The 20,179-nt window shown below is 71.2% G+C and carries 17 protein-coding genes; 5 read left to right on the top strand and 12 right to left on the bottom strand.

Annotated features, from left to right (window positions below; all coding sequences use genetic code 11):
- Positions 1 to 139: 139 nt before the first annotated feature.
- Genes whiA through rapZ form a run of 3 tightly spaced genes read right to left on the bottom strand, consistent with a single transcriptional unit; the run spans position 140 to position 3,240 of the window.
- Positions 140 to 1,120 (bottom strand): DNA-binding protein WhiA, encoded by a 981-nt coding sequence (gene whiA / locus ACGFIQ_RS34875; RefSeq protein ID WP_350872673.1) that lies wholly within the window; start codon positions 1,118 to 1,120, stop codon positions 140 to 142.
- A 54-nt stretch (positions 1,121 to 1,174) separates the two neighbouring features.
- Complete coding sequence (locus ACGFIQ_RS34880) at positions 1,175 to 2,341, bottom strand: 2-phospho-L-lactate transferase CofD family protein (RefSeq protein ID WP_393250371.1); 1,167 nt, start codon at positions 2,339 to 2,341, stop codon at positions 1,175 to 1,177.
- Positions 2,338 to 3,240 (bottom strand): RNase adapter RapZ, encoded by a 903-nt coding sequence (gene rapZ / locus ACGFIQ_RS34885; RefSeq protein WP_393250419.1) that lies wholly within the window; start codon positions 3,238 to 3,240, stop codon positions 2,338 to 2,340. Before rapZ ends, ACGFIQ_RS34880 begins: the two co-directional genes overlap by 4 nt.
- Positions 3,241 to 3,467: 227 nt before the next feature.
- Here rapZ and ACGFIQ_RS34890 point away from each other — a divergent pair, with 227 nt between their 5' ends.
- A complete protein-coding gene (locus ACGFIQ_RS34890) occupies positions 3,468 to 3,812 on the top strand; it encodes a hypothetical protein (RefSeq protein ID WP_357069799.1) in 345 nt (114 codons plus the stop codon).
- Between the two features lie 172 nt (positions 3,813 to 3,984).
- Here ACGFIQ_RS34890 and ACGFIQ_RS34895 read toward each other — a convergent pair whose 3' ends face one another.
- The 3 genes from ACGFIQ_RS34895 to ACGFIQ_RS34905 all read right to left on the bottom strand — a co-directional run bounded on the left by ACGFIQ_RS34895 (position 3,985) and on the right by ACGFIQ_RS34905 (position 6,033).
- A complete protein-coding gene (locus ACGFIQ_RS34895; RefSeq protein WP_393250373.1) occupies positions 3,985 to 4,884 on the bottom strand; it encodes a hypothetical protein in 900 nt (299 codons plus the stop codon).
- A 66-nt stretch (positions 4,885 to 4,950) separates the two neighbouring features.
- On the bottom strand, positions 4,951 to 5,154 hold the full coding sequence (locus ACGFIQ_RS34900) for a DUF397 domain-containing protein (protein ID WP_393250375.1): 204 nt from the start codon (positions 5,152 to 5,154) through the stop codon (positions 4,951 to 4,953).
- Between the two features lie 24 nt (positions 5,155 to 5,178).
- Positions 5,179 to 6,033, bottom strand: a complete 855-nt coding sequence (locus tag ACGFIQ_RS34905) for a DUF5753 domain-containing protein (RefSeq protein ID WP_393250421.1) — start codon at positions 6,031 to 6,033, stop codon at positions 5,179 to 5,181.
- Positions 6,034 to 6,181: 148 nt separating this feature from the next.
- Here ACGFIQ_RS34905 and ACGFIQ_RS34910 point away from each other — a divergent pair, with 148 nt between their 5' ends.
- Together ACGFIQ_RS34910 and recQ are read left to right on the top strand one after the other, a co-directional pair.
- Positions 6,182 to 6,715 (top strand): hypothetical protein, encoded by a 534-nt coding sequence (locus ACGFIQ_RS34910; protein ID WP_393250377.1) that lies wholly within the window; start codon positions 6,182 to 6,184, stop codon positions 6,713 to 6,715.
- Positions 6,716 to 6,798: 83 nt separating this feature from the next.
- The gene (recQ, locus tag ACGFIQ_RS34915; protein WP_393250379.1) at positions 6,799 to 8,640 is read left to right on the top strand and encodes a DNA helicase RecQ; all 1,842 of its coding nucleotides are present in this window, start codon (positions 6,799 to 6,801) and stop codon (positions 8,638 to 8,640) included.
- 61 nt (positions 8,641 to 8,701) lie between these two features.
- Here the strand turns inward: recQ and ACGFIQ_RS34920 are convergent, their stop codons facing one another.
- The 5 genes from ACGFIQ_RS34920 to rsgA form a co-directional block, all read right to left on the bottom strand.
- Complete coding sequence (locus ACGFIQ_RS34920; RefSeq protein WP_393250381.1) at positions 8,702 to 9,361, bottom strand: C39 family peptidase; 660 nt, start codon at positions 9,359 to 9,361, stop codon at positions 8,702 to 8,704.
- 736 nt (positions 9,362 to 10,097) lie between these two features.
- Positions 10,098 to 12,089, bottom strand: a complete 1,992-nt coding sequence (uvrC, locus tag ACGFIQ_RS34925) for an excinuclease ABC subunit UvrC (protein WP_393250383.1) — start codon at positions 12,087 to 12,089, stop codon at positions 10,098 to 10,100.
- 357 nt (positions 12,090 to 12,446) lie between these two features.
- Entirely contained in the window at positions 12,447 to 12,947 is a 501-nt protein-coding gene (locus ACGFIQ_RS34930; RefSeq protein ID WP_393250385.1) for a Rieske (2Fe-2S) protein, read from the bottom strand.
- Between the two features lie 423 nt (positions 12,948 to 13,370).
- Positions 13,371 to 16,316 (bottom strand): excinuclease ABC subunit UvrA, encoded by a 2,946-nt coding sequence (gene uvrA, locus ACGFIQ_RS34935; RefSeq protein WP_393250387.1) that lies wholly within the window; start codon positions 16,314 to 16,316, stop codon positions 13,371 to 13,373.
- A gap of 312 nt (positions 16,317 to 16,628) precedes the next feature.
- On the bottom strand, positions 16,629 to 17,699 hold the full coding sequence (gene rsgA / locus ACGFIQ_RS34940; RefSeq protein ID WP_393250389.1) for a ribosome small subunit-dependent GTPase A: 1,071 nt from the start codon (positions 17,697 to 17,699) through the stop codon (positions 16,629 to 16,631).
- Between the two features lie 179 nt (positions 17,700 to 17,878).
- Between rsgA and ACGFIQ_RS34945 the strand changes: the two genes are divergently transcribed.
- Both ACGFIQ_RS34945 and ACGFIQ_RS34950 read left to right on the top strand, forming a co-directional pair.
- Positions 17,879 to 18,595 (top strand): maleylpyruvate isomerase family mycothiol-dependent enzyme, encoded by a 717-nt coding sequence (locus ACGFIQ_RS34945; protein WP_393250391.1) that lies wholly within the window; start codon positions 17,879 to 17,881, stop codon positions 18,593 to 18,595.
- A gap of 7 nt (positions 18,596 to 18,602) precedes the next feature.
- Positions 18,603 to 19,256, top strand: coding sequence for an MBL fold metallo-hydrolase (locus ACGFIQ_RS34950; protein ID WP_393250393.1), 654 nt, complete (start codon positions 18,603 to 18,605; stop codon positions 19,254 to 19,256).
- A 51-nt stretch (positions 19,257 to 19,307) separates the two neighbouring features.
- Here the strand turns inward: ACGFIQ_RS34950 and ACGFIQ_RS34955 are convergent, their stop codons facing one another.
- Positions 19,308 to 20,081: a DedA family protein gene (locus tag ACGFIQ_RS34955; RefSeq protein ID WP_393250395.1), complete on the bottom strand. Its 774-nt coding sequence runs from the start codon at positions 20,079 to 20,081 to the stop codon at positions 19,308 to 19,310.
- Positions 20,082 to 20,179 lie beyond the last annotated feature (98 nt).

The following is a 20,179-nucleotide window of genomic DNA, read 5'->3' on the forward strand; positions in this document are numbered from 1 at the left end:
CTGACCGCCCGAGGCGGTGGGCACAGCGAGGAGTGCCGGTGTCGGCCCCCTTGCCGTACGCAGCGACCCTATCCGAGCGTGCGAGACCACGCTGCGCCGGGGCGTGCTCCCGGGCACACCGTGCGGCCCCACCGTCCTATCAGACCACGAGCATGTCCGGCGTGACTGCCGCTTCGGTATCCGGGATGCCGAGGTCCCGGGCGCGCTTGTCGGCCAGCGCCAGCAGCCGGCGGATCCGCCCGGCGATGGCGTCCTTGGTCAGCGGCGGGTCGGCCAGCGCGCCCAACTCCTCCAGGGACGCCTGCCGGTGCTCCAGGCGCAGCCGCCCGGCGTCGGTCAGGTGGTTGGGTGCCTCGTCGGCGAGGATCTCCAGTGCACGGGTGACCCGGGCGGCGGCGGCGACCGCCGCGCGCGCCGAGCGCCGCAGGTTGGCGTCGTCGAAGTTGGCGAGCCGGTTGGCGGTGGCCCGCACCTCCCGGCGTACCCGGCGCTCCTCCCAGGCCAGCACGCTGGAGTGCGCGCCGATGCGGGTGAGCAGCGCGGCGATCGCGTCGCCGTCCTTGACCACGACCCGGTCCACGCCGCGCACCTCGCGGTTCTTGGCGGTGATGCCGATCCGGCGGGCCGCGCCGACAAGCGCCAACGCCGATTCCGGCCCCGGGCAGGTGATCTCCAGGGCGCTGGAGCGGCCCGGTTCGGTCAGCGAACCGTGTGCCATGAACGCCCCCCGCCACGCGGAGACCGCGCAGCAGACGTTCGCCGCCACCACGTGCGGGGGCAGCCCGCGCACCGGGCGGCCCCGCACGTCGAGCAGGCCGGTCTGCCGGGCGAGGGCCTCGCCGTCCTTGACCACCCGCACGATGAAGTGGCTGCCCTTGCGCAGGCCACCGGAGGCCAACACGTGGATCTCGCTGGAGTATCCGTAGACCTCGGCGATCTCCCGGCGTAACCGCCGGGCCACCGCCCCGGTGTCCAGTTCCGCCTCCACCACCACGCGACCGGAGACGATGTGCAGCCCACCGGCGAAGCGCAGCAGCGCGGCCATCTCCGCCCGCCGACAGCAGGGCTTGGGCACGTCGACCCGACTCAGCTCGTCCTTGACCGCGGCCGTCATCGCCATTGTGCGTCCCCTCACGGACCGGTTCCGGCGTGTCGCCGGTGATTACGTACGTGTCTAACGATCGGCGCCCAGGACAGGCACCAGCGCGGCGCCCAGGGCAGCCGGATCATGGCGGGGAGTGCCGTCGGTGACGGCGACGGGGGCGAGGACCAGGCGGGCACCCAGCGATTCTGCCGCACGTTCGACCGGTTCGGGGTCACCCACCGCCCTGGCATCGGCGAGCACGGTGTCCACCTTCAGCTCGGGCAGGTACCAGTGCAGGGCCGCGAGATGGTCGGCGACGGAGAGCCCGAGGGTCTCCTTCTCCGCGGCGAGGTTCAGTGTGACAAGCCGCCGGGCCGAGGTGGACACGATCGCGTCGGCCAACTGCGGCACCAACAGGTGCGGGAGCACACTCGTGTACCAACTGCCCGGCCCGAAGATCAACCAGTCCGCCGCCATGATCGCCTCGATGGCCTCGGCGCAGGCCGCCGGGGCGGCGGGCGTCAGGCGCAGCGACTCGACCCGCCCGGTGGTGACGGCCACCTGGTGCTGGCCACGCACGGTGTGCACCTGGTCGGGGGCGGTCGGGTCGACACCGCGGACCCGGGCCTCGATGCCGACCGGCTGGCGGGACATCGGCAACACCCGGCCGACCGCGCCGAGCATCGCGCCGGCGTGCTCCAGCGCCGCCACCGGGTCGCCGAGCAACTCCATGAGGCCGCAGAGCACCAGGTTGCCCACCGCGTGCCCGGCCAGCCCGTCGCCGCCCGCCGCGCCGAGACCGTCCGTACCCTCGCCGCCCGAACCCTGGTCGCGCCGCGCGGGGCCGACGGTGCCCTGGTCGCGCGGAGCGGGGCCGACGGTGCCGTGGTCGCGCGGAGCGGGGCCGACCGCGCCGTGGTCGCGCGGGCCGGGACCGTCGGTGGCCGCCGGGTCCGGGTCGGCTTCGCCGAGTTGGGGTACGCCGGCCGGCACGGCGGCGAAGCGGTGCTGGAACAGGCCGGCACTGCGCCGGGTGGCCGGGTGGTCGCCGGCCAGCGCGACGAGGGCCTGGCGCAGGTCACCCGGGGGCAGGCCACCCCGCTCGGCGCGCAGGCGGCCGCTGGAGCCGCCGTCGTCGCCGACGGTGACCACGGCGGTGATGTCGAGGTCGAGTTCGGGTGCGCAGTGGCGCAGCGCCCGCAACGAGGCGGAGAGCCCGTGCCCACCGCCGAACGCCACCACCCGGCGGGCCGTCACTCGCGCCCCAGGTCGCGGTGCTGGGCGTTCGCCGCCAGCCCGGAGTGCCGCAGGCGCGCGGCCAACTCCTCGCCGATGGCGACGCTGCGGTGCTTGCCGCCGGTGCAGCCCACGGCGACGGTCAGGTAGCGCTTGCCCTCCCGCTCGAAGCCGGTCGTGGTGGCGTTGACCAGATCGGCGTACGAGGCGACGAAGGCGTCCGCGCCCTCCTGACCCAGCACGTACGCGCTGACCGCCTCCTCCCGACCGGTGTGCTCCCGCAACTCCGGCACCCAGTACGGGTTCGGCAGGAACCGGGCGTCCAGCACGAAGTCGGCGTCCGGCGGCAGGCCGTACTTGAAGCCGAACGACAGCACGGTGACCCGCAGCCGGCGGGCGTCCTCGCCACCGAACAGCTCCTCGATGCGCCGACGGAGCTGGTTGACGTTGAGGTGGCTGGTGTCGATGATCACGTCGGCCTGGTCGCGCGCCTCCTCGAGCAGCCCGCGCTCCACGGCGATGCCGTCGGCCAGCCGCCCGTCGCCCTGCAACGGATGCGAACGGCGAACGCTCTCGAACCGCCGGATCAACACCTCGTCGTCGGCGTCGACGAACACCACCCGGGGCGAGAACCCGCGCTCCTTGAGCTCCCGGATCGCCCCGGCCAGGTCGGTGGAGAAGGCCCGCGACCGCACGTCCAACACCATCGCGGTACGCCGAGCCGCGCCACCTGCCTTGAACGCCAACTCCGCCATGTCCAGCATCAGTGCCTGCGGCAGGTTGTCGACGACGTAGTAGCCGACGTTCTCCAACGCTCGGGCCACAGTGCTGCGGCCACCCCCGGAGACGCCGGTGACCACCACGAGTGTGGTTTCCGACTCGACCGCCAGCTGCCCGTCCCCCGCGGCCGGACCGTCGATCCGTCCGCCGCCTGCACGCGCCTCGCTCACCCGTACCCCCAAGCTGTGGCGCCGCGGCCCCCTCGGCCACGTTTGGTCAATCAGCGACTCTATCCCGCCGGCCGGCCGAGGGGCCGGCACCCGTCGCGGGTCGCGCTCCCGACAGTCAGCCCTCTTGATGACGATCAGTAACTGTCAATACGCTCTTCGTGATCGTCGCAGGTCAAACCGACATCTGGGAGGGTGCGATGCACGACCTTGCGGACAAGAACAAATACATCGGCTTCCTGTTCATGCGGATCAGTCCGGAATACTTCGCCCTGGGCCGGGAGGGCATCCACGAGGTCTCCGCCGAACACGCGCGGGACATGGGCCGCTTCGCCAAGCAGCTCACCCACGTCGTGACGACCGGGGTGAACGGCAAGTACGACCAGGTCACCATCGTCGAGGGCGACACCCTCGAGGAGATCAACGCGGCGGCCACCGCCTTCCGGATGGGTGCCAAGGCCCGCTACATCGAGATCGTCGACATCGTCGTCGGGATGAAGGCCCCGCCGCGAGGTCTGGCCAACCGGTCCAGCCAGCCCAGCTGACCGCGTCGCCCGCTCGGCGCACCCGCGCACGGGTGTGCCGGGCGGGTCCCCGGCCGACGCCTGCAGCGCCTTCCTGGACGCACAGCCCAACGAACTCAACCGCACTCAGGCGGACCTGCCCGCCTGGCAACCGCCGACCGCCCGCGGCCGGCGACGCGGATCATGACAACCATCAGCGGCGGTGCCGAAGCGCCTTGACCCGTTGGTGACCAAGCACGGCGAGGTAATCGTTCGGCTCATCAAGGCACGAGTCGACCTCGGCCGCCTCGACGATCTCGACCAGTCGGGCGGCCAACTCGTCGGGGTCCGGCTGCACCTGCTCGCAGAGCTGCACGTGGACCGCCCGTAGCGCGCCGCCGATCTCGGCCGGCTCCTCCTCGTACGTCTCCCAGGCGTCGTTGAGGTAGCCAGCGAGGCCGTCCCACGCGCGGGCGGCGCGCTCGACCAGCAACAGTGCCTCCTGGGTCGGCGGCCGTTGGGCAAGCACCTCGATCTCCTCGACGATCGCCCGACCGGCCTTCTCCACATCGTGCAGGTCCCAGCGGCTGCCGCTGGTCGCCTCGTGGGCGAGGTTGTCGATCGTCCGACGGAGGTCGGCCAGTTCGGCAGCGGAGAAAGGCGCGAGTTGGCCGGCCCGCGCGCGAAGCCGGTTTTCCAACACACGGTCCGTGGCTGCCCACTCGGCGACCAACAGCGCCAGGCGTCGGGCGGGGATGCTGCCCGCGACTTCGGCCAACTCGGCGACCCTCGGGTCGACCGCCAGGGCCGACGGCGGGGTGGCCGCCGACGACCACGTGAAGCCGTCGTCCAGGGCGGTGGCGGTGAGGGCCACGGCGTGGGCGCACAGCTCCTCAGCGGCTGCGCAGTCACACTCGGCGGTGAAACCGTCAGCCGTGACGCCCACCCAGACCTCGAACGGAGGCTGCCCGGCCTCGCGGAACACGTAGGAAACTCCCCCGCCGACCGGCCTCGGCACCACCGGCTGACCAGATGCTCGAAGCTTGTCCGCTGCTGCACAGACCACAGGTCCGGCCGCGTCCCGAAGTGCGTCGATGTCGATGCGTACCGCCATGGGCCCATCCAACCGGATGGAGGTGATGCCGCCGGCATCAGGGCGGCCGAAACCTCGCCGCAGGCGTCAGCCGAGCGGGCCGCGCCGCAGACCTGTCACGAACGACGACCAGGCGCCCGGGTCGAAGAGAAGCGCCGGCCCGCCCGGATCCTTGGAATCCCGCACGGCCAGCCCACTCGGCACCTCGCCCACCTCTACGCAATTCGAATCGTTGGCACCGCTTCGGCTGCTCTTGCGCCAGGCAACCTGTGCCAGATCCGGGAGGGTCATCGCTAGCGCTCCTAGTAATCGGACTCAGTCCGGGAACTTGGCAGCAACCCGCGTAAGAAGGTCCGCAGACCGGTCAGGGTCGAGCGCCTTGGCCCGAAGGTGGTCGAACATGAGTCTATAGCGGGCCACCTGTCGGTCCTCCTCCAGCAACAGCGCGCTGGTGTCGTTGCTGAGGTAGACCACCGCCGGATCAAGCATCGGGTCGGCGTAACCCAGCAGCGTGAAAGCTCCACCCATCGCCGCGTGCGCTCCTGCCGCGAACGGCACGACCTGTATCTCCACAGTGGGCATCTCACACGCCTCGACCAAGCGCGCGAGCTGCGCACGCATCACCGTCGGGCCACCAACCACCCGGCGCACGACCGCCTCGTCCAACACGGCCCACAAGGACGGCGGCGCGTCACGGGCCAACAGAGCTTTGCGCGCAAGTCTCGCCGCCACTACGCGATCGGTCTCGTCCTGGTCGGCGGTGCTGCGGCCCGCCCTGACGATCGCGCGGACGTACTCCTCCGTCTGCAACAGGCCGGGGACGTACAGACTCTCGAACGCGCTGATCGACGTGGCCTCCGCCTCGAAGCCGACGTAGTCGTCCGGCAACACGTCGCCGTAGGCGCTCCACCAGCCTTTCTGGCGAGACTGCCGCAGCAACGCGGTCAGCGACTCGCGTTCCTCTTCGGAGGCGTCGTAGAGGTCGAGCAGCGGAGGCATGTCCTTCGGCATCACCCTGGAGTGGCCGAGTTCGAAGCGGATGACCTTGGTCCGGTGCCACCCCAGGATCTTGGCCACCTCCTCGGCGGTGTGTCCGGTGCGGTCCCGCAGACGACGCAGCTCGCGCCGCAGACGACGGGCCCTGATCGTCGGACTTGGCAGCTGTGACATCGCCCGCACCACCTCCACTGTGAGTAATCGATTCTTGCCCAGGAGCAACCGCAGATCAAGCATCTGGCGGAAGAAAACACGACGTTGCATTTCTATTCGCCGTGGTCCAGTCTCTTGGTAATCACTCGCTACGGAGAGGCAGGGACTGGTGACTGACAACCGATCGTCGCGGTGGGAGCGGAAGCCGTGGCAGCACAACCGCTTCCCGGAGGATCTGACCGCCGTACTCGACGGGGCCGACGTGTCCGAGCGGGTCCGGGCGGCCATCGCGCACGCGCTGGCGAACCCGGGTGCTCTGTCCACGTACACCAGTTCTTTGGTCAGCCGCCACCCGGCGGAGCGCGAGCGGCGCTCGGGCCGCAACGGGCCGCCGGCCGGCGGGTTTCGGATGCCCCGGCGCTGGACGCTGCACCTGACCTACCTGGCGACCGACCTGACGGAGGCCCGCGACCAGGCCGTCGTCTACACGGAGGGGTTGACGATCCTGCGGCCCGAGATGCCGGCGGGGGCCGCGCTGCTGTCTCGGGCCGATGCCTGGAACCACGTCGAGCCGGTCTTCTGCGGCCGGGTCGGTCCCGACAGAGAGGTCTGCATGGACGTCACCGGGCACCCCGGCTTCCACAGCGCGGCCGGCATCGGCGGGCTCTGCTGGGGTGACGGGGATGGCGAGACGGGGCAGTGACGGCCCCACCAGTGCGAGACGCGGTAGACGCGTCGGGCGGGTGTGCGGGCACTGATGTCGGGGGCGGCTCGTAGACTCCGCGGATGGCTTCCCCCACCGATCTGCGTACCGAAGGCGCGCTGCCGGTGCTGCGCCGGGTGTTCGGCTACGACGCCTTCCGCGGTTTCCAGCAGCAGGTGATCGACCATGTGGTCGCCGGTGGCGACGCGCTGGTGTTGATGCCCACCGGTGGTGGCAAGTCGTTGTGCTACCAGATCCCCGCCCTGGTCCGCGAGGGCGTCGCGGTCGTCGTGTCGCCGCTGATCGCGCTCATGCAGGACCAGGTGGACGCCCTCACCGCGGTCGGCGTCCGCGCCGGCTTCCTCAACTCGACCCAGACCCTGGACGCCCGACGCCGGGTCGAGGCCGCCTTCGTGGCCGGCGAGTTGGACCTGCTCTACCTCGCTCCGGAGGCCCTCGGCGTCCGGTCCACCCTCGCCCTGCTGGACCGGGGGCGCATCTCCCTGTTCGCGATCGACGAGGCGCACTGCGTGTCCCAGTGGGGTCACGACTTCCGCCCCGACTATCTCGCGTTGTCGATGCTGCACGAACGCTGGCCGCAGGTGCCCCGGATCGCACTGACGGCCACCGCGACGAGCGCCACCCGCACCGAGATCGCCACCCGACTCAAGCTCGACGACGCGCGACACTTCGTGGCCAGCTTCGACCGGCCCAACATCCAGTACCGCATCGTGCCCAAGCGGGAGCCGCGCAAGCAGTTGCTGGCCCTGCTGCGCGACGAGCACCCCGGCGACGCCGGGATCGTCTACTGCCTGTCCCGCGCCTCGGTGGACAAGACCGCCGAGTTCCTCGTCGCCAACGGCATCGCCGCCCTGCCGTACCACGCCGGGTTGGACGCGGCCACCCGCGCTCGGAACCAGCAGCGCTTCCTGCGTGAGGACGGCCTCGTCATGGTGGCCACCATCGCCTTCGGCATGGGCATCGACAAGCCCGACGTCCGGTTCGTCGCCCACCTCGACCTGCCCAAGTCCGTCGAGGGCTACTACCAGGAGACCGGCCGCGCCGGGCGCGACGGCCTGCCGTCCACGGCCTGGCTGGCGTACGGGCTGCAGGACGTGGTCCAGCAACGCAAGATGATCGAGACGTCCGACGGTGACCTGGCGCACCGCCGCAACCTCGCCGCGCACCTGGACGCGATGCTCGCCCTGTGCGAGACGGTGCGCTGCCGCCGCGTCCAACTGCTCGAATACTTCGGCGAGACGACGACGGCCGCCTGCGGCAACTGCGACACCTGCCTCAACCCACCAGAGTCCTGGGACGGCACGGTCGCCGCCCAGAAGTTGCTGTCCGCCGTCTTCCGGCTCGACCGCGAACGCAACCAGCGGTTCGGCGCCGGGCACTGCATCGACATCCTGCTCGGCAAGCAGACCGACAAGATCAGCCAGTACGGTCACGACTCCCTGACCGTCTTCGGCATCGGCTCGGAGCTGAGTGAGGCCGAGTGGCGGGGCGTGGTCCGCCAACTGCTCGCCGAGGGGCTGCTCGCCGTGGAGGGCGACTACGGCACGCTGGCCCTGACCGAGGCCAGCGCCGAGGTCCTGGGTCGCCGCCGCACGGTCACGATGCGCCGCGAACCGGAGAAGCCCGCGTCGAGTCGTTCGTCGAAACCGCGCGGCTCGGCCACCGTGGTGGCCGAGCTGACGCCGGCCGCCGCGTCGCTCTTCGAGCGGCTACGCGGCTGGCGTGCCGCCACCGCCAAGGAGCAGGGCGTCCCCGCGTACGTGGTCTTCCACGACGCGACGCTGCGACAGATCGCCAGTGACGCGCCGAGCACGCTGGCCGACCTGTCCCGCGTCAGCGGGGTCGGCGAGAACAAACTCGCCAAGTACGGCGAGCAGATCCTCGCCGTCCTCGCCGACACCTGACCTGGACGTGCCGAAGGGCCGGGCCCCGTGGTGGGGTCCGGCCCTTCGGTGTGTGCGGGTGTCAGCTGGTGGCGTAGCCGCGGGTGGCGATCCAGTCGGCGAGGTGCTCGACGCTGATCTGGTAGGAGGCGGTGTTCGGGTCGGCGGAGTCGGCGATGGTGACGGTGGTGCCGTTGTCGCGGTAGCCGACGACGCTGATGTAGTGCCCGCCCTCGTAGGAGTGCGTCGTTCCGGTGGTGTCGGTGCTGGTGCCGGCGATGTTGGCGACCACGGCCCGACCGTTGTCGATCGTCTTGACGATGTCGGCGCGCAGCGTGTCGGTCTGCTTGGCGTCGGCATCCGGGCTGCTGATCTCCACGCTGTGGTAGGCGTCGGCCTTGCCGGTTTCCTTGTTCAGGACCGGGGTGATGTCGTTGATGCTGTTGGTGCCGGCCTCGGTGGTGCCCATCTCCTTGGCCATGTCATCGACGTTGATGTTCTTGCCCTGCACGCTCAGGGCGTTACGGGTGGCGGCGGGGCCGCAGTAGTAGAAGTTCGGCTGCGCCTCGTAGCGCACGCCCAGTTCCCGCTCACCGTGACCCTTGCGGTCGGTCTGGGTCTGCGTGGCGGGCTTGGCGCTGGGTGCGGCGAAGGCGGTGGTGACGGGTCCGGCGATGGCGCCGCCGGTGAACGCGAGCCCGGCGGCGGTCAGAGCGGTCTTGCGGATCAGATCGGTACGCATGATGGCGTGCTCCTCTGCATGTCGGGGGTGCCCGCACAACGCACCGGGGGGCGCGTGGTCGTGCGGGGGAAGTTCGCGGCAACGCCGGCGATCCCGGGGGACCTGCTCGTAGCGTTGCGGGGGATGTAACGACCCCCGGCGGCGAGGCATTCCACCGCACTGATCCCGGGGGACGGCCCTACCCATGCTCACGGGGTCGGGGGATGTAACCGTGGCACCCCGGCGGGTGTTCCCGGGGGCTGCCGCACACCAGAGCCCGGGGGGCTACGGCGGCATGCCAGGTATAACGACCCCGCCCGGCCCCCCATTCCGCCGCCGGAGTGGCCCCGACCACCCAACACCGATGGTCAAACCCGACAATTCACCCACGCGGGCCACCCCGGGCACGGTGAAGTCGGCATGATCCACTCGGGTTTGCTGAAATCGCGGTGTCCGAGTGCCGGGGATACCCCGGCTTCATGAAACACGAGTGGATCATGCCCGTCTGCGCCGTTCGCGCACCACCACGCACACCCCGTCCGACGTGACCCCGGTGGCAGATCGTCACCCGGACCAGCCCGAGCCGCGATCGCGCAGACCCCCTGAGCCGCGATGTCGTGGATCAGTGATTGGCCGCCCCAAGGCCGGGCATCGGACCACATTCAGCATGTGCTGGTTGGGCGCCCCAGCCCGGGCGAACGACGACACTCAACGTGAACCGACAGCCGCCCCCAGGCCAGGCGATCGACGACAGCGCTCAGGTGGCGTTGGGCTTTGCCTCCGCCTTGTCGCCGGCCTTCGCGTCCTTGTCGAGGGCGGCCAGGATCGCCTCGGCGGTACGTCGACCAACCCCGGGGACCTCGGTGATCTCCTCGACTGTCGCGGCGGAGAGTCGTTTGAGTGAGCCGAAATGCCGCAACAACGCCTTGCGCCGCACATCGCCGAGGCCCGCCACGTGGTCGAGTGCCGACTCGGTCATCCGCTTCGAGCGGCGCTGCCGGTGAAAGGTGATGGCGAACCGGTGGGCCTCGTCGCGGACCCGTTGGAGCAGGTAGAGCCCCTCCGAGGTGCGCGGCAGGATGACCGGGAACTCGTCGTCGGGGAGCCAGACCTCCTCCAACCGCTTGGCCAGGCCGCACAGTGCCACATCGTCGATGCCCAGGTCGGCAAGGGCCTGCGCGGCGGCCGCGACCTGTGGGGCGCCGCCGTCGACGACCACCAACTGCGGGGGGTACGCGAACTTGCGCGGCCGGCCGGTGGTCGGATCGATCAGCACGCCGACCTGCGGCTCAGCCGCGTCTTCCGGGGCGGCCGGGTCGTCGGCCGACTCCACACCGACCTCGCCCGTCTCGGCCCTCGCGTCCAGGTAGCGGGAGAAACGACGGCGCAGCACCTCGGACATCGCGGAGAGGTCGTCGGTGGCGCCACGGACGATGAACCGCCGGTATTCGCTCTTGCGGGGCAACCCGTCCTCGAAGACCACCATGCTGGCCACCACGTCGGTGCCCTGGATCTGGGAGATGTCGAAGCACTCGATGCGCAGCGGCGAGGTGCGCATGTCCAGCGCTTCGCTGATCTCGTCAAGTGCCTTGCCCCGGGTGGTGAGGTCACCGGAACGCTTCAGTTTGTGCCGGGCCAACGCGTCCTTGGCGTTGCGCTCGACCGTCTCCATCAGTGAGCGCTTGTCACCGCGCTGCGGCACCCGCAGCGACACCCGGCTGCCCCGGTGGTTGGAGAGCCAGTCCGCCAGCGCCTCGGCGTCGGCGGGCAGCTCGGGCACCAGCAACTCCCGGGGCACGTCGGTCTCACCGTGCTCGCCGCCGTACACCTGGGTGCAGAAGTGGTGCACCAGGTCGCCGGTGGTCAGATCCTCGGTCTTCTCCACCACCCAGCCGCGCTGGCCGCGGACCCGGCCGTCACGAACGTGGAAGACCTGCACGGCCGCCTCGAGCGGGTCGTCGGCGAACGCGACCACGTCGGCGTCGGTGCCGTCGCCCAACACCACTGTCTGCTTCTCCATGGCACGGCGCAGGGCGGCCACGTCGTCGCGCAGCTTGGCGGCCCGCTCGAACTCCAGTTGCTCGCTCGCCTCGGTCATCTCCCGCTCGATCTTGCGGACCATGGTGTCGGTGCGCCCGGCCATGAAGTCGCAGAACCCATCCACGATGGCGCGGTGTTCGTCGGCGGAGACGGTGCCGACGCACGGCGCCGAGCACTTACCGATGTAGCCGAGCAGGCAGGGACGACCAACCTGGCCGGCGCGTTTGAACACGCCGGCGGAGCACGTCCGGGCGGGGAACACGCGGAGCAGCAGGTCGAGGGTCTCCCGGATGGCCCAGGCGTGCGAGTACGGACCGAAGTAGCGCACCCCCTTGCGCTTGGCGCCACGCATCACCTGGAGCCGTGGGTAATCCTCGTTGAGGGTGACGGCCAGATAGGGGTACGACTTGTCGTCGCGGTAGCGGACGTTGAACCGCGGGTCGTACTGCTTGATCCAGGTGAACTCCTGCTGGAGCGCCTCGACCTCGGTGCCGACGGTGATCCAGTCCACCGACTCGGCGGTGGTGACCATCTGGCGGGTGCGCTCGTGCAGGTTCCAGACGTCGCCGAAGTAGGAGTTGAGCCGGCTGCGGAGATTTCTCGCCTTGCCGACGTAGATCACCCGGCCGGTGCCGTCGCGGAAGCGGTAGACCCCCGGTAACTCCGGGATGGTGCCGGGTGCGGGGCGGTAGGTCGAGGGGTCAGCCACACCAACAAGCCTAGTCCGCACCACCGACAGCCCGTGGCAGGCGCTAGATCCACTCAGTGCCCGGGAGGTCGGGGTGTCGGCAGGCCGCGGACACCCCGACTACCCAGAACACGAGTCGATCAAGCGGCGACGAGCCGGCCCGACCAAGCGGCGACCAGGCAAACCCAGCCGGCGGCCGCAACACCCCCGGCGACCGGGCGAGCCCACCCAGCGGCCGAGCCGGAACCCGCGCCGCCAGGGTCTGGGTCAAAGCCCCTGGCCGGCCTGCGGCGGGCCCAGACGACGACCGGCCGCGTTGGACCGCCGCCTGGACTCCGCCTCGGCTCGACCGAGTGCTTCGACGCAGATCGAAGGCGGTCAGGCCAGCGAGATCTGGTCGCCGGTGACCTTGATGTTCTTGGGCGGCAGCGGCTTGGTGGCGGGGCCGGCCTTCACCGAGCCGTCGTCGATCGAGAACTTACTGCCGTGGCACGTGCAGTTGATGGTGCCGCCGTCGACGTTCGTCACCGGGCAGTTCTGGTGGGTGCAGATCGGGCTGAAGCCCTTGAACTGCCCGGCCACCGGCTGGGTGATGACCACACCCTCGGCGGCGAGGACCTTGCCGCCACCGACCGGGATGTCGGCGGTGGTCGCCAGGGACTGGGCACCCTGCCGGTCCCCGCCGCCGGCGTCACCGCTGCTGGGCACCGCCGGGCCACCACTGGTGGGGGCCCCGCTGCCGTTGCCGTTGGCGTTGCCGCTGCCGTCGTCACTGCCGCAGGCAGCCAGGACGACGGCAGCGCCGACAGCCCCGACGCCGGTGAGCAGGGTGCGACGTGTGTGCGTGCCCGGACCGGTCAGCGCCTGATCGTCACTCATGCCTCGCCTCTCTCTAGCCCGCTGCGCCGGTCAAGACCCGGCCACACCTAGTCCACACGGGCAACTGTGCCGGATGGTTCACCACAGCATGCGTGTGACCCCGAATTCGGACGCGGCGGCCCCACCGACAGCCGCACGCCGTGCTGCGCGCACGCGACAGCAATCGTGCACCGCCGCAGCCGGACCCGACCGGACGGACCGCCCCGCCCCGCACGAGCCCGACCGGACCCGCCCCGCACGAGGCCGACCGGACCCGGCACGAGCCCGACCGGCACGAGCCCGACCGCCCGCACGAGCCCGCACGAGCCCGACCGGCACGAGCCCCACCGGACCGCACGAGCCCGACCGCCCGCACGAGCCCGCACGAGGCCGACCGGACCGGCCCGCACGAGGCCGACCGGACCGGCCCGCACGAGGCCGAGGTCAGCGCGCGGCGGCGGGCACCTTGCGGCTGGCCCGCGTCTTGGTGACGCCGTTGGCCTTGGCCGCCCGGGTGGTGGCGCCGGCCGCGCCCTTGGCCGCACCGTCGAGCTTGAGCACCTGGCGCAGGAACTGGCCGGTGTGGCTCTCGGTCACCTCGGCGACCTCCTCGGGGGTGCCGGTGGCGAGCACGGTGCCGCCCTGGTGGCCGCCCTCCGGGCCCATGTCGATCAACCAGTCGGCCGTCTTGATCACGTCGAGGTTGTGCTCGATGGTGATCACGGTGTTGCCCTTGTCGACAAGCCCTTCCAACACCATCAGCAGCTTGCGGATGTCTTCGAAGTGCAGACCGGTGGTCGGCTCGTCGAGCACGTAGACCGTCCGCCCGGTGGAGCGCTTCTGCAACTCGGAGGCGAGCTTGACCCGCTGCGCCTCACCGCCGGAGAGGGTCGGCGCGGGCTGACCGAGGCGGACGTAGCCGAGGCCGACGTCGACAAGGGTCTTGAGGTGCCGGTGGATGGCCGGGATGGCGGAGAAGAACTCGGCGGCCTCCTCGATCGGCATCTCCAGCACGTCCGAGACGGTCTTGCCCTTGTAGTGCACCTCCAGGGTCTCCCGGTTGTACCGGGCGCCCTTGCAGACCTCGCAGGGGACGTACACGTCGGGCAGGAAGTTCATCTCGATCTTGATGGTGCCGTCGCCGGAGCAGGCCTCGCAGCGCCCGCCCTTGACGTTGAACGAGAACCGACCCGGCCCGTACCCGCGCACCTTCGCCTCGGTGGTCTCGGCGAAGAGCTTGCGGACGTGGTCCCAGACCCCGGTGTAGGTGGCCGGGTTGGAGCGTGGCGTACGGCCGATCGGCGACTGGTCCACGCCGACGACCTTGTCCACGTGCTCCAGGCCGGAGACCCGGGTGTGTCGACCGGGGACCAGCCGGGCGCCGTTGATCTGGTTGGCCAGCACCGCGTAGAGGATGTCGTTGACAAGCGTCGACTTGCCCGAGCCACTCACCCCGGTGACGGCGATCAGCTGGCCCAGTGGGAACGGGACGGTCAGGTTGCGCAGGTTGTGCTCACGCGCGCCGTGCACCACCAACTCCCGGGCCGCGTCCTGCGGGCGGCGCGTCGTCGGCGTCGGGATCGACCGCTTTCCGGACAGGTACGCCCCGGTGATCGATTCCTTGTTCTTCAGCAGTGCGGGCACCGAACCGCTGTGCACGATCTTGCCGCCGTGCTCGCCCGCGCCGGGCCCGATGTCGACGATCCAGTCGGCGGTGCGGATGGTGTCCTCGTCGTGCTCGACCACGATCAACGTGTTGCCCAGGCCCCGCAGCCGGATCAGGGTCTCGATCAGCCGGTGGTTGTCGCGCTGGTGCAGCCCGATCGAGGGCTCGTCGAGCACGTAGAGCACGCCCACCAGGCCGGACCCGATCTGGGTGGCGAGCCGGATGCGCTGCGCCTCACCGCCGGACAGGGTGCCGGCCGGCCGGTCCAGCGAGAGGTAGTCGAGGCCCACGTCGAGCAGGAACCGCAACCGGGCGTTGATCTCCTTGAGGACGCGCTCGGCGATCAGCTTCTGCCGGTCGGTCAGCTCGATGCCGGCGAGCAGGTCGGCGCACTCCCCCACGGACAGGTTGCAGACCTCGGCGATGCTCTTGCCGGCCAGCGTGACCGCGAGCACCTCGGGCTTGAGCCGGGCACCGCCACAGGCCGCGCACGGCACGTCGCGCATGTAGCCCTCGTACTTGTCGCGGGACCACTCGGACTCGGTGTCGGAGTGCCGGCGCTCGATCCACTGCACCACGCCCTCGAAGCCGGTGTAGTAGGAGCGTTCGCGCCCGTACTTGTTGCGGTAGCGCACGTGCACCTGGTCGTCGGAGCCGTGCAGGATCGTCTTCTGCGCCCGCGCCGGCAACGCCCGCCACGGGGTGTCGACGTCGAAGTGCTGGGCCTCGCCGAGCGCCTCCAGCAGGCGCAGGAAGTATTCCAGGTTGTGCCCGGTCGCCCAGGGCTGGATGGCGCCCTCGCGCAGGCTGCGCTCCGGGTCGGGGACCAGCAGCTCCGGGTCGACCTCCTTCTTGGTGCCCAGGCCGGTGCACTCCGGGCAGGCGCCGTACGGGGCGTTGAAGGAGAAGACCCGGGGCTCGAGATCCTCGATGGCCAGCGGGTGGTCGTTGGGGCAGGCCAGGTGCTCGGAGTAGCGGCGCTCCCGGTCCGGATCGTCCTCCGCGAGGTCGACGAAGTCGAGCAGCACCAGGCCGCTGGACAGGCCCAGGGCGGCCTCGACCGAGTCGGTCAGCCGCTGCTTGGCGCTCGCCTTGACGGTGAGGCGGTCGATCACCACCTCGATGGTGTGCTTCTCCTGCTTCTTGAGCTTCGGCGGCTCGGTCAGCGGGTGCACCACGCCGTCGACCCGGGCCCGGGCGTAGCCCTTGGACTGCAACTCGGCGAAGAGGTCGACATATTCGCCCTTGCGGCCACGGATGACCGGCGCGAGCACCATGAACTTGGTGCCCTCGGCCATCGCGAGGACCCGGTCGACGATCTGCTGGGGGCTCTGTCGGGAGATGCGCTCACCACAGACCGGGCAGTGCGGCTCGCCGATGCGGGCGTAGAGCAGGCGCAGGTAGTCGTAGACCTCGGTGATGGTGCCGACTGTCGAACGCGGGTTGCGCGAGGTGGACTTCTGGTCGATGGAGACGGCGGGGCTCAGGCCCTCGATGAAGTCGACGTCTGGCTTGTCCATCTGGCCGAGGAACTGCCGGGCGTACGACGAGAGCGACTCGACGTAGCGGCGCTGCCCCTCAGCGAAGATCGTGTCGAAGGCCAGGCTCGACTTGCCCGACCCGGACAGCCCGGTGAACACGATGAGTGCGTCCCGGGGCAGGTCGAGACTGACGTCACGCAGGTTGTGCTCGCGCGCGCCACGGATGATCAGTCGGTCGGCCACGGTGCGTGTACTCCCGGAAGAAGACGAAGCGAAGGATCTGTCCCGCTCTGAGATGATCTGAGCGGTCGTGCGGGCGCGGAAAACACGCCTCGGCAACTCTAGCCCCGAGGTATGACAGTTTCCCCCGCCCGCACATTCCCCCAGCTCAGCCCGGTCGGCCGCACCGAGCCACAGCTCGCCGCGCCGCCCGCAGCGCACCGCCGACAACGCACTGCCGGCAGCGCAGGCAGCGTCTCTCCGGCAAGCTCCGGCACACGCCCCGCCCGCCAGCGCCCCGCCCACCCCCTGACAGGCGCGGCCACACGACGCCGGTCAGAACCCGCCCGGCGTCGGAGGCCGGGTGGCCCGCCGCCGGGCCGAACGCCACCCACCGCGCCGTTCCGCCGCCACCCGCGACTCCCGCCGTCGGCTCTCGTGCGACAGCTCCCCCTGTAGGCGCCGCCAGCTCTCCCACCGGCGGGTGGGGAGTTCGCCGGTCTGCAACGCCTCGCGGACCGCGCAGGCGGGCTCGCCGTCGTGGCCGCAGTCCGCGTACCGGCAGCCCTCGGCCAACCCGGCGATGTCGGCGAACGCCCGGTCGAGCCCGACCGCACCGTCCAGCAGGCCCACCGCACGCACCCCGGGCGTGTCGATCACGGCGCCGCCGCCGGGGATCGGGACGAGCGCCCGCCAGGTCGTGGTGTGCCGACCCTTGCCGTCGACGCGCCGGATCGACTGTGTGGGCATCATCACCGCCCCGACCAGGGCGTTGACCAGACTCGACTTGCCGGCACCGGACGGCCCGAGCAGGCCGAGCGTGCGGCCGGGGGTCACTTCGGCGCGCAGCGGGTCCAGCCCGACGCCGTGTTCGGCGCTGACCGGCAGCACCGGCACCCCGGGGGCGACCGCGGCGAGCTGGCGGGCCAGCGCGGCCGGGTCGGCCGCGAGATCGGCCTTCGTCAGCACGACGAGTGGCCGAGCGCCGGACTCGTGTGCCAGCGAGAGCAGCCGCTCGATGCGGCCCACGTCCGGCTCGGGGTGCACCGGCTCCACCACCGCGGCCGCGTCCAGGTTGGCGGCGAGCACCTGGCCGCTGGCGTCCTTGCCGGCGGTACGGCGGATCAGCGCGCCCCGCCGTGGCAGCACCGCCTCCACCGTCACGCGGCGGTCCGGCCAGTGGGTCAGCAACACCCAGTCCCCGGCGCAGGGCAGCGCCGACGGGTCCCGGGCGGCGGTGGCCAGCACCGCGCCGCCCAGGCTGGCCCGGACCGGGCCGGCCGCCGTGAGCACCGTGCAGACCCCCCGGTCGACCCGGGCCACCCGGCCCGGGTGGTGCTCGCCGCGTCGTGCGGCGTACGTCGCCCGCTCGGCGTCCCAGCCGAGCGCGGTCAGATCGATCGTCATGGCATCCTCATCGGTATCGAAGCTGGTGATGGCGGAACACGCGTGCCACGTCCGGCATGATCACCACCTCCGTCCGATGTCCCGGTGCCGCGTCTGCCGCTGACGGTAGGTCGCGCGCCGACGCGCCGAAAGCGATTTCCCCGGCGACGGCGCGGGCGGCGGACCGCTAGGGTCGACGGGTGACCACGGATCCGCTCCTACTGATGGGCGAGGTGGACGCGGCCACCAGCCGACTCCTGCGTACCGCAGCGTCTTTCGACGCCGCGGACCTGGCCGGCGCGTCGCTGCTGCCGGGCTGGACGCGCGGCCACGTGCTGGCGCACCTGGCGCGCAACGCCGACGGCTTCGTCAACCTGCTCACGGCGGCCCGCACCGGCGCGGCGCTGCCGATGTACGCCTCGCTGGCGACCCGCAACGCGGACATCGAGACCGGCTCGGGCCGGTCACCCGCCGAGCACCTGGACGACCTGCGGCGCACCGCGGACCTGTTCGTCGAGGCGGTCGCGGCGATGCCGGCCGAGGCGTGGGCGGCGACGGTGCAGGCACGGCTGGGCCCGTGGCCGGCCACGCTGCTGGTCTGGGGTCGCCTGCGGGAGATCGAGGTGCACCACCTCGACCTGGCCGCCGACTACGGCGCCGCCGACTGGTCGGACACGTTCGCCCACCGGCTGCTGCGTGAGGCCGCCAGCCATCACGCCACGGGGCCGACACCGCCGTCGATGGTGCTACGCCTGGACGGCAGCGAGCACGACGTGGTGATCGGCGACCGTGCCGGCGCCCCGATCGTCACCGGTCCCGTCTCCGACCTCGCCGCCTGGCTGATCGGCCGTGCCGACGGCGGCGCGCTCTCCGTCACGCCCGACGGTCCCCTGCCTACTCCACCGGAATGGATCTAGAAACGTCATGACATACAGCGGAGACGTCACCCACGGCGGCGTGCCGGCGGTACGCGAGCTGGACGGGCTGACCATCAGCAAGCTGTCGGTGGGCCCGATGGACAACAACGCCTACCTGCTGCGCTGCACGGGCACCGGTGACCAGGTGCTGATCGACGCCGCCAACGAGGCGCCCCGGCTGCTGGAGCTGATCGGCGACGGCGGGCTCACCGCCGTGGTGACGACCCACCAGCACATGGACCACTGGGTGGCGCTGGAGGAGGTGGTCGCCAAGACCGGCGCGCGGGCACTGGTGCACGCCGACGACGCGGACGGGCTGCCGATCGAGGCGGAGCGTCTCGCCGACGGCGACACGGTGCCGGTCGGCGACTGCGCGTTGGAGGTCATCCACATCAAGGGGCACACGCCGGGCTCGATCGCACTGCTCTACCGCGACCCGGCCGGCACCCCGCACCTTTGGACTGGCGACAGTCTTTTCCCCGGTGGTGTGGGCAACACCGACAAGGACCCGGAGCGCTTCGCCGCGCTGATCGACGACGTCGAGCACAAGCTGTTCGACAAACTCCCGGACGACACCTGGTTCTACCCCGGCCACGGCAAGGACAGCACCCTGGGAGCGGAACGCCCAGCCCTCCCCCAGTGGAAAGCAAGAGGCTGGTAGACCACCTCACCACCCCACCAAGAGCCAAACGCCGACCGTTCACCCTGAAGATCAATAACCCATCGACGGCGGCGGCACGCTCGCACGAGCCGGAACCGCGACGGGGGCGGGGCCTGCCGTGCCCGGCGCAGGGATCAAGCCTGACCGCCCGGAGCCGGGCACGGCAGGCCCCCCCCCCCCCCGCCCCCACCCCCCCCCCCCCCCCCCACCCCACCCACACCCACCAACACCGAACAACCGCCGCCGCGCCCCCAGCAGCACGACGGAGGCCAGCACCATCCCGACCCCCATGGTCACCAGCAGTGGACTGGGGTCCCCCGGCAGCAGCCCGGCCAGCGACCGGGACGCGGTGCCCAGCGCGAGGTAGAGGCCGGCCCAGGCGGCGGCGCCGAGCGCCGCGCAGCCGAGGAATCGGCGGTACGACATCCGTAGCCCGCCGGCGGCCAGCGGCAGCAGCGCGTTGAACACGGGCAGGAACGGCGCGACGACCATCATCCGACCGCCGCCGCGACGCAGGATTCCCTCGGCCGCGGTCCACCGCGTCTCGCCGATCCAGCCGCCGATCCGGCTGTGTCGCAACCGCTCGGAGTAGCGGCGGCCGATCACGAAGCTCAGCGACCAGCCGGCCAGGCAGCCGACCAGCACCGCGGCGAAGGTCGCCAGCCCGGTGGTCGGGCGACCCACCCCGACGGCGGCCAGGATCGCCACGTCGCCGGGGACCAGGACACCCAGCAGGGGTACGGCGTCGAAGAGCATGACGAGCCCGAGCGCACCCATCAGCAGCAGGATGGGCAGGTCGCCGATCTGGGCCAGCCATTGCGTCATGTCACCCACGGTATGGCCGCCGCACCACTTCGGACATCGGGTTTGAGCCCCAGGGCCCCCTGGTATCGGTCTCGGGGTCGTCCCTGAGGTGGGCGTCC

This window comes from Micromonospora sp. NPDC048898 (assembly GCF_043198035.1).
Lineage (GTDB): Bacteria > Actinomycetota > Actinomycetes > Mycobacteriales > Micromonosporaceae > Micromonospora.